Genomic DNA, 9,549 nt, shown 5'->3' on the forward strand with positions numbered 1-9,549 from the left:
GAAGCCATTCTGTCCTGTGCGGTGATGGTGGCGGGGGAGAACGTGGGCAGTGTAGGGACGGAGGCTGGATGACTCGCCCAGCCGCCGCCCAGACCGTGCACAGAAGGAACCGTTAGGATTCCTCGGGCCCGCCGTACTCGAGCACCCGAGGAACCCTGATGCAGCGGACCCGCACCACCGTCCCCGCCTTGGCCAGCATGGCCGCCCTCTCGGCCGCGCTGCTGGCCCTGACCGGATGCGCCTCGCCGGCCCCGGAGGATCCATCGGACCCGGCTTCCGGTGCCCCGTCCTCCTCAGCCTCTGGTTCAGCCTCGATCAGTGCCCCGGGCACGACGCCGGCCCCGTCAGCCTCTGCGGCAGCCCTCCAGGAGCAGGCGGTCGCCGCCGGACACCCGGCGGCGGTGGAGGTGGGGACCGAGATCCTGGAACGGGGTGGCAACGCCGCCGATGCGGCCATTGCCACCGCCTTCGCCGTGGCCGTGGTGGAACCCTTCGCCTCCGGCATCGGTGGAGGCGGCTCGGCGCTGGTCGCCCGCGGAGATGGGGACCCGCTGGCCTATGACTACCGCGAGACCGTGGCCCAGGACGGGGACATCCCCGCCTCCGGCACCGGTATCCCGGGCTTCGTGGACGGCATGGCCACCCTGCACGCCGAACACGGCTCCCTGGAGTGGTCCGAGCTGCTGGCGCCCGCCATCGACTTGGCTGAGGAGGGGTCTCCGGTCTCGCCCCTGCTGGCCCAGCGGATGCGCTCCGACTACGGGCCCGGGGCCATCGAGGGGCTCGCCCCGTTCCACTCCGGTGCGGGCGCGGGGGGAGCCACGCCACTCGAGGAGGGCGAGACCCTGGTCCAGGCCGAATTGGCGGCCACCATGGAGACGCTCTCCAGCGAAGGCCCGGACGCCCTCTACACCGGAAGCCTGGTGGAGGAGCTCACCGCCGTGGACGGACTCGATGCCGAGTCCCTCGCCGCCTACGAGACGGTCACCACCGAACCGGTCAGCGGCCCGGTGGGCGACTACGAGTACGTCTCCGCCGCCCCGCCGCTGCCGGGTGCCGCCGTCGTGCAATTCCTGCAGGTCGCGGAGGCACTCGGGGTGGCGGAGGCCGAGCCCGGGTCCGCAGAGTACGTGGACGCCATGGCCGCGGCCTGGCAGGTGTCCGATGCCAGCGTGACGGAGTCCTTCGGGGACCCGGCCTTCGTGGACGTCCCCGTGGACCGGCTCACGGACCCGGAGGCCAACGCCGAGCTGGCCCGGACCGAGGTGGCGCCGGCGCTCTCCGCGGCCGCCGTGACTGACCAGAGTGCAGCCACAGCAGCCGAGACGGGTGGCACCGGCGGTGACGCAGCCACTGAGCCTGCTGAACCTGCTGAGGCGGGGAACACCACCCACCTGACCGTGGTCGACGACGAGGGGCTGACCGTGTCCATGACGAACACGATCACCAGTTTCTGGGGCGGCGCCGAGGCCAGCACCGTGGGAGGGTTCTTCCTCAACAACCAGCTGTCCCGGTTCGAATCCCTGGACACCCCCGCCAACCAGCCGGAGCCGGGACGCAAGTCCGTCAGCTGGTCGGCGCCCAGCCTGGTCCTGGACTCCGAGGGCCGCGTGGTCATGGGCCTGGGGTCCCCGGGCGGGCAGGTCATCCCCTCGATCCTCGCCACCGTCATGGTGCCTTGGGCCCTGCAGGACGTGCCGCTGCAGGAGGCGGTCGACTCACCGCGCCACTACCTCCAGGACGGTGTGCTCTCCCTGGAGGAGCAGCCTGATCAGGACGTGGCCGCCCTGATCCGCCAGCGCGGGTGGCAGCCGCGCGTGACCGAGCGGGCTGACGCCGTCTTCGGCTCGGTGCAGGCCTTGGAGATCGACTATGAGGCCGGCACCATCACCGGCGCCCAGGACTCCCGGCGGGAGGGTGACGTGGCGGTGGTACCGGCGGACTAGCGTTCCAACGCGCCGTGCTCCTGCGCCACCGAGAGGGTGAGCTGGGCGATCGCCATCTCTTCGTTCGTCGGCACCACCAGGACGGGGATGGCCGACTCCTCGGTGGAGATCACGCGGGGTGCATCGGACCGCTCAAGGTTCGCCTCGGCGTCGTAGGCGATGCCCAGGGGTTCGAGGCGGTCCAGCACGGCTGAGCGGAAGGGTGCGGAGTTCTCGCCGATGCCGGCCGTGAAGACCACGGCCTGGGCGCCGCCGACGGCCACGTGGTAGCCGCCCACGTACTTCGCCAGGCGGTAGGACGCCACCTTCAGCGCGGTCCGGGACCGCCGGTGGCCGGCGTGGGCGGAGTCGATGACCTGGCGCATGTCCGCGTTGCCGGTCATGCCGAGCAGCCCGGACTCCTTGTTGAGCATCCGGTCCATCTGCTCCGCGTCGTAGGCGCCGTTGCGGATGAGGTGCGTGATGATCGAGGGGTCGACGTCCCCGGACCGGGTGCCCATCACCAGGCCGGCCAGCGGCGTGTAACCCATGGACGTGTCCACCGAGACCCCACCACGGATGGCCGTGGCGGAGGCGCCGTTGCCCAGATGCAGGATCACCGCGTTGAACTCGGCGCGCGGGATGCCCAGCGTCTCCGCTGCGATCCCCGTGACGAGATCGTGGCTGGTGCCGTGGAAGCCGTAGCGCCGGATGCCGTTCTCCGTGTAGAGGGCATCCGGGAGGGCATACCGCCAGGCCTCCTCGGGCATCGACTGGTGGAACGAGGTGTCGAAGACCACGGCCTGCGGCATGTCCGGCCACTTCTCGGCGATGGCGCGCAGGCCCTGCGCCGCGGCAGGGTTGTGCAGCGGGGCCAGCGGTGCCAGGCGCTCGATGGCACGGATGACCTCCATGGTGACCAGGGTCGGGGCCTTGAAACGCTCCCCACCGTGGACCACACGGTGACCGGCGGCGTCGATGGTGCGGCCCTGGAGTACGTGCTCCAGTTCCGCATCGATCTGCTCGAGGGCCTCGGCGTGGCTGTCCACTCCCGAGCCGGGCACTCCGATGCGTTCCACCAGGCCCTGGGCGACCACGGGTTCCGCAGGCTCCGTGCCGTCCGCGGCGACCTCGCGCAACTGGTACTTCAGCGACGAGGAGCCGGAGTTGATGACGAGGATCAGCATGGGCTCACTCTCCAGATCGGCCGGGCTGGCCGGACTGGTGGGGCCGGCCGGACTGGACAGGCTGGTCTGCCTGGTCCGACTGGGCTTGGATGGCGGTGATGGCCACCGTATTGACGATGTCGTCCACGGTGCAGCCCCGCGAGAGGTCGTTGACCGGCTTGTTCAGCCCCTGCAGGACGGGTCCGACGGCGACGGCCCCGGAGGACTGCTGGACGGCCTTGTACGTGTTGTTGCCGGTGTTCAGGTCCGGGAAGACGAACACGGTGGCCTGGCCGGCCACCTCCGAGTCCGGCATCTTCGAGGCGGCCACCGAAGCGTTGACGGCCGCGTCATACTGCAGGGGGCCGTCCACCTTGAGCTGCGGGTGCTCGTCCCGCACGAGTTCAGTGGCGGTGCGGACCTTGTCCACGGCGTCCCCCGTTCCCGAACCCCCGGTGGAGTAGGACAGCATGGCCACGCGCGGCTGGACCCCGAACTGCTGCGCCGTCATCGAGGAGGCATAGGCGATGTCCGCCAGCTGCTCGGCATTCGGATCCGGGTTCACGGCGCAATCGCCGTAAACCAGGGCGCGGTCCGGCAGCAGCATGAAGAACACGGAGGAGACGATCGAGACACCGGGCCGGGTCTTGACGAACTCCAGCGCCGGTCGGATCGTGTTCGCGGTGGTGTGCGCGGCGCCGGAGACCATGCCGTCCACGTCTCCCAGCTGGACCATCATCGTGCCGAAGTAGGCGCCCTCGGTCATGGTGTCCCGGGCGCGGTCCAGGTCGATCCCCTTGTGGGCGCGCAGCCGGTAGTACTCCTCGGCGTAGCGCTCGCGGGCCTCGGAGGTGGACGGGTCCACCAGGGTCAGCCCGGCCAGGTCCACTCCCTCCTTGGCGGCGAGGTCCCGGATGGTGGCATCGTGCCCGAGCACCACCAGGTCACAGACGTCCCGCCGGCGCAGGATCTCGGCCGCGCGGAGGACGCGGGTGTCCTCACCTTCTGGGAGCACGATTGTCTTCCGCTCGGACCGGGCGCGTTCGATCAGCCCGTGCAGGAACCGCAGGGGCGTGGTGCGCGCGGCGCGCGGCAGGTCGATGCGCTGCAGCAGCTCAGTGCCGTCCACGCGTTGGTGCCAGGCTCCCAGGGCCGCGGCCGTCTTGCGGGGTTGGGCGCTGGAGAGCTCACTGCGCACGGCGGACACGGCCCGCGCCGTGCTGAAGGTGTCCGCGAACGTGGTGAAGATCGGGAACGGGGCCTCGGCGTACAGGCGCCGGATCTGCTCGTTGGGCTCGATCCCGTTGGTGAGGATCATCCCGGAGGCCACGGGGAACTCCGGGGCCAGTGACGAGGCCACGGTGGCCAGGACGGCGTCCGAGCGGTCGCCGGAGACCAGCACGAGGGCGCCCTCACGGAGGATCTGCAGGAAGTTGCCGCCCTCCATGGAGACGGCCTTGACCTCGGAGACGTCGCGGTCCAGGTTCAGGTTGCCGGCCACCTGGGTCAGCCCGAGTGCGGTGGCGACCTCGGAGACGGACGGCAGGGACAGTTCCGGCAACTCCGGCAGTACGTACACGGGCCACTCGTGACGACCGGGCCGGATGGCGGTCTCGATCTCCCCGAGGCGGGCCGGATCCGCCCGGTTGACGATCATGGACAACAGGTCCACCCCGGAGTCGTCCAGGCTGCGCCGGGCCAGGTCCACCGCGTCGGCCGCAGCGGTGCCGTCCAGTCCGGCGGCGGACACCACGCCCACCACGGGAAGACTCAGGTGGCGGGCCAGCTCGGCGTTGAGATCGAGCTCGACGGCGGGATCCGCGCCCGCTAGGTCACTGCCCTCCACCACCACGATGCCGCAGGCCCCGGCCATCTCCTCGAACAGGGCCACGCAGCGCTCGTAGAGCTCATCGGTGCGGCCCTCGGCCACCATGCGCCGCGCCTCGGCGGCGGTCACGCCGCCCCGGGCCAGGCCGGCGTCGAGCCCGTAGTCCTCCCGCATCAACTGGACCATGGGGTCCGTCTCCACGGAGTCCCCGGGGACGATCGGGCGGAGGTAGCCGATGCTGCCGGACCTCTTGTAGAGGGAGTCGGCGATCCCGAGGGTGACGAGTGATTTGCCGGCGCCGTTGGTCGTGGTGGTGACGAAGATTCCTTGACTCACGCCAAACCACACTAGTCTGTGGTGCACAACGCACGGAGTAGTAACGAGGGGCACAGATGTCAAGAGGCGACCACGTGGACACGGGGCATCCCGTCCACAACCCGAACATCGTCGGTTTCACCGACGCCGAGATCAACGAGACACCCGTCAAGGTCAAGTGGAACTCCCTGGGCCCCGGCATCGTCGCCGCCGCCACCGGCGTGGGCGCCGCGGACCTGGTGGCCACGCTGACCGCCGGCTCGCGCTACGGCTACATGCTGATGTGGGCCGTGGTCCTGGGCGTGATCTTCAAGATCGTGCTGGTGGAGGGCGTGGGCCGCTACTACCTGTCCACCGGCAAGACGATCTTCCAGGGCTGGCGCACTCTGGGCGTGTGGACCAGCTGGTACTTCGGGATCTACATCATCATCTGGGGCTTCGTCTACGGTGCCACCGCGATGAGCTCCGTGGCCCTGCCCCTGGCGGCGTTGTTCCCGGGGGTCGACTCGAAGATCTTCGCGATCGTGGCCGGACTGCTCGGCATGGGCCTGGTCTGGCTGAACAGGTACAACCTCATCGAGAAGCTGATGATGGTGCTGATCGGGATCATGTTCGTGGCCGTGCTGATCTCGGCCTTCCTGACCGCCCCGAACCTGGGCGAGATCCTGACCGGGCTGATCCCGCGCATCCCGGCCGAGGACGGAGCCATGTTCTACGTGCTCGGCCTGGCCGGCGGCGTGGGCGGCACCATCACGCTCGCCGCCTACGGCTACTGGCTGCGTGAGAAGGGCTGGAACACGCCCAAGTGGATGAAGGTCATGCGCTATGACAACGCCACGGCGTACATCCTCACGGGCATCTTCGTCATCGCGACCATGATCATGGGCGTCGAGCTGCTGCACTCGGCCGGGCTGGCCATCTCCGCCGGCGACGAGGGCCTGCTGGACATCGGCAATGTGTTGGCCGACCGCTACGGCGAGGTCTTCTCGATCATCTTCCTGGTGGGCTTCTTCGCGGCCTCCTTCTCGTCCCTGCTGGGCGTGTGGCATGGCGTCTCGCTGATGTTCGCCGACTTCTGGACGAACTTCCGCAAGCCCGCGGACAGCCTGGACCAGGACGATGCCCCGTCCCTGAAGTCGAAGCCGGCCCGCTTCTACCTCATCTGGCTGACCATCCTGCCGATGTCCCTGCTGTTCCTGGACCGTCCGATCTTCCTGATCCTGCTCTACGGCACCCTCGGCGCGCTGTTCATGCCGTTCCTGGCCATCACCCTGCTGATCCTGAACAACCAGAAGCGGCTGGTCCCATCCCAGTTCCGCAACAACTGGCTCCACAACACCCTGCTGGGCATCACCACCCTGGTCTTCGTGGTCCTGGGCGTGCAGCAACTCGTCAACGCCCTCGAGCCGCTGTGGACGGGCGGCTAACGGTAGAACGTCCCGATGGCGGTGGGGCAGACTGGGTGCATGATCGTCGCCTTCTCCGTCTCCCCCTCCGGCAACCCCCGTCCCGATGGCCCGGCCGCCCAGAGCCAGCCCGGGGACGGTTCCGTGCACGACGCCGTGGCTGCGGCCGTGAAGGTGGTCCGCGGCTCCGGCCTGCCTCACCGCACCTCCTCGATGTTCACGGAGATCGAGGGTGAATGGGATCAGGTCATGGGCGTGGTCAAGGAGGCCGTCGAGGCCGTGGCCCCCTACGGGTCCCGCATCTCCCTGGTCCTCAAGGCGGACATCCGACCCGGCCACACCGGCGAGCTGGACGGCAAGCTGGAACGGCTGGAAGCAGCACTGAAGGACCAGTGACCTCCCGAGAACACGGTGTCGCCGGCACCCGCTACTACGTCCGCGACGCCGCCCCCGCGGACCTCGAGGCCGTGCTCTCCGTGAAGGCCCGGTCCTGGCGGGAGGCGTACGGGCACCTGCGGGACGAGTCGTTCTTCGTTGCCGCGGAGGCCACCCTGGACCGCCAGGTCGAGCACTGGCGCGGGCTGATGGCGCAAGGGCAGGTCCTCTGGATGGCAGAGGACTCCCGGGGACGCTGCGTGGGCCTGGCCGCGGCCGGCCCCGTCCGGGAGCATCCGGTGGCGGCCCACGGGCTGCCGGACACCCAGCTCTACTCGCTCTACGTCATCTCCGAAGCCCAGGGCAGCGGCGTGGCCGACGCCCTGCTGGAGCAGGCCATCGGGACCGGCCCCTGCCTGCTGTGGGTGCTCGCCGGCAACGATCGCGCCCGGGCCTTCTACGCGCGGCACGGTTTTGCCGATGTCGGGGAACCGGTGCCGATGGACGGACCCTGGAGCGGACTGGACGGGCAGTTCATGGTGCGCCGTGGCGCGTAACCGCGGCACGAAGACCGGGAAGGCCGAGGCGCCGTCCCGGACGCCGCACCACCGCGGCGACCGCGGCCGGCGTGGCCCGGCCGAGCCGGCCCTCGAGCCGGGGGTCTTCCCGATCGACGCCGGCACCGCCGAGATCCTCCGTGACCCGTTCACGGACGGCGCCTGGCTCCTCAAGCTCAACGGGGCGGAGTCCTCCCAGATCAATCCGGAGACCCCGCTGGACCTGGGCTTCGAGTACATGCGGTGGATGGCCGCCGTCGTGATGCACCGGTGGGAACCGGATACCGGGCTGCGGATCCTGCACCTCGGCGGGGCGGGGTGCACCCTGGCCCGCTGGGCGGCCGTGTGGTTCCCGAACGCCCGGCAGACCGCCGTCGAGCTCGACGCCGGTCTGGCCGCCCTGGCGCGGGAGCGCTTCGCCCTGCCCCGCGCCCCGCAGCTGCGCATCCGGGTGGCGGAGGCGGGTGAGGTGCTGGCCGGCGCGCATGAGGGCAGCCGGGACGTGATCGTCCGGGACGTGTTCGCCGGGGCCACGCCGAAGGACCAGTCCACGCCCGGGCACCTGCTGGGGGTGGAGGCCGCCCGGGCCGCGGCCCGCGTGGTGGGAGACGGGATCTACCTCGTCAACCACGGCGGCGGCCCGGACCTGACGGCTGCCCGGCAGGAGGCGGCGACGCTCCGGGAGGCGTTCTCCACGGTGGCCGCGCTGGCCGATCCGCAGATGCTCAAGGGCCGGCGCCGAGGCAACATCGTCTTCGCGGCGAGCAACGGGCCGTTGACCGGAGGGGGCACCCGCCGAGACGCGCTCGTGCGCCACCTGCTCTCCGACGCCCTGCCCACACGCCTGGTGGAACCCCTCGATGACTTCACGGCCGGGGCCAGGTACTGCGAGGAACCGCTGCAAGGGTCCTAAACTGGAATCACCATCAGTCCGTGTCAACGAAGACAACGGGCATGAATGACAGGAGGCCGCCATGACCGGTTCGCACGAACAGGACACCACCCCGAACGCCCAGGACGCCGCCACCACGCACGGCATCGTGGTGGGTGTGGACGGTTCCGAGCAGTCCGTCTCGGCCGCCAAGTGGGCCGCTCGGGAGGCCGAGCTGCGCGGGTTGCCGCTGACCCTCGTCACCGCCTACACGATGCCCGTGTTCGCGGCCTCAGCCCTCGAGGCCGGCTACGGCGTCCCGGATGACACGCTGATCCGTGATGGCGCCATGCAGGTGCTGCAGGGCGTGGTCAACCAGCTGGGCCGGCTCGAGGTGCCGCTCGTGCACCGCGTGGAGATGGGCGACGCCGCTGGTGTCCTCGTCGACTACTCCGCCAACGCCAACCTGCTGGTGGCAGGCACCCGCGGACGCGGCGGCTTCTTCGGCCGGTTGCTCGGCTCCGTGGCCTCTGCCCTGCCCGCCCACGCCAAGTGCCCCGTGGTGATCGTCCCCAAGGGCGAGCACGCCTCCCGCGCCGCCGCCGGGGTGCCCGTCATCGTGGGCGTGGACGGATCCGAGCAGGGCCGGATCGCGGCCCTCGCCGCCGCCCTCGAGGCCGAGGTCCGTCAGTCCCCGCTACGCGTGGTGATCGCCATGCCGCCGATCTCCGGGGCCGTCGCCTGGCTGCCCGCCACCGTGGACGAACAGTCCCTGGTCGGGGAGATGCGGGAGCGGCTCGAGGCCGGCATCGAATGGCTGAAGTCGGAGTTCCCCTCCCTCGAGATCACCTCGGACATCGTGGACGGTGTCCCCGTGGACGTCATGGTCAACGAGTCCAAGACGGCCCGGCTCACCGTGGTCGGAACCCGCGGCCACGGCGGCTTCGCCGGCGCCCTGCTGGGCTCGACCTCCCAGGGGGTCATCTCCCACGCGCACGGCCCCGTCATGGTGGTCCCGTACCTCAAGGACAGCCGCCTGGCCCACCGCGCCAGCTTCGGCCCCACCTTCTCCTGAAATTTCTGGCAACTCACGACGCCGGCCGGTC

The 9,549-nt window shown here is 70.3% G+C and carries 8 protein-coding genes; 6 read left to right on the plus strand and 2 right to left on the minus strand.

Annotated elements, in window-relative coordinates; translation table 11 throughout:
* Positions 1 to 158: 158 nt before the first annotated feature.
* Entirely contained in the window at positions 159 to 1,946 is a 1,788-nt protein-coding gene (locus IEX49_RS05510) for a gamma-glutamyltransferase (protein ID WP_188804949.1), read from the plus strand.
* Here IEX49_RS05510 and IEX49_RS05515 read toward each other — a convergent pair.
* On the minus strand, positions 1,943 to 3,112 hold the full coding sequence (locus tag IEX49_RS05515; RefSeq protein ID WP_188804950.1) for an acetate/propionate family kinase: 1,170 nt from the start codon (positions 3,110 to 3,112) through the stop codon (positions 1,943 to 1,945). The genes IEX49_RS05510 and IEX49_RS05515 overlap by 4 nt on opposite strands.
* A 4-nt stretch (positions 3,113 to 3,116) precedes the next feature.
* Entirely contained in the window at positions 3,117 to 5,255 is a 2,139-nt protein-coding gene (gene pta, locus IEX49_RS05520; RefSeq protein ID WP_188804952.1) for a phosphate acetyltransferase, read from the minus strand.
* A 56-nt stretch (positions 5,256 to 5,311) separates the two neighbouring features.
* Between pta and IEX49_RS05525 the strand changes: the two genes are divergently transcribed.
* The 5 genes from IEX49_RS05525 to IEX49_RS05545 all read left to right on the plus strand — a co-directional run bounded on the left by IEX49_RS05525 (position 5,312) and on the right by IEX49_RS05545 (position 9,518).
* Complete coding sequence (locus IEX49_RS05525) at positions 5,312 to 6,661, plus strand: Nramp family divalent metal transporter (RefSeq protein ID WP_188804954.1); 1,350 nt, start codon at positions 5,312 to 5,314, stop codon at positions 6,659 to 6,661.
* A gap of 39 nt (positions 6,662 to 6,700) precedes the next feature.
* Positions 6,701 to 7,036 carry a thiamine-binding protein gene (locus IEX49_RS05530; protein WP_188804956.1) on the plus strand — a complete coding sequence of 112 codons (336 nt, stop codon included), beginning with the start codon at positions 6,701 to 6,703 and terminating at the stop codon, positions 7,034 to 7,036.
* Positions 7,033 to 7,572: a GNAT family N-acetyltransferase gene (locus IEX49_RS05535; RefSeq protein ID WP_188804958.1), complete on the plus strand. Its 540-nt coding sequence runs from the start codon at positions 7,033 to 7,035 to the stop codon at positions 7,570 to 7,572. The genes IEX49_RS05530 and IEX49_RS05535 overlap by 4 nt, the downstream gene beginning before the upstream one ends.
* Positions 7,562 to 8,485 carry a spermidine synthase gene (locus IEX49_RS05540; protein WP_229672268.1) on the plus strand — a complete coding sequence of 308 codons (924 nt, stop codon included), beginning with the start codon at positions 7,562 to 7,564 and terminating at the stop codon, positions 8,483 to 8,485. The genes IEX49_RS05535 and IEX49_RS05540 overlap by 11 nt, the downstream gene beginning before the upstream one ends.
* 61 nt (positions 8,486 to 8,546) lie before the next feature.
* Positions 8,547 to 9,518 (plus strand): universal stress protein, encoded by a 972-nt coding sequence (locus tag IEX49_RS05545; protein ID WP_188804961.1) that lies wholly within the window; start codon positions 8,547 to 8,549, stop codon positions 9,516 to 9,518.
* Positions 9,519 to 9,549 lie beyond the last annotated feature (31 nt).

The sequence above is a fragment of the Citricoccus zhacaiensis genome, assembly GCF_014645315.1.
Classification (GTDB): Bacteria; Actinomycetota; Actinomycetes; order Actinomycetales; family Micrococcaceae; genus Citricoccus; species Citricoccus zhacaiensis.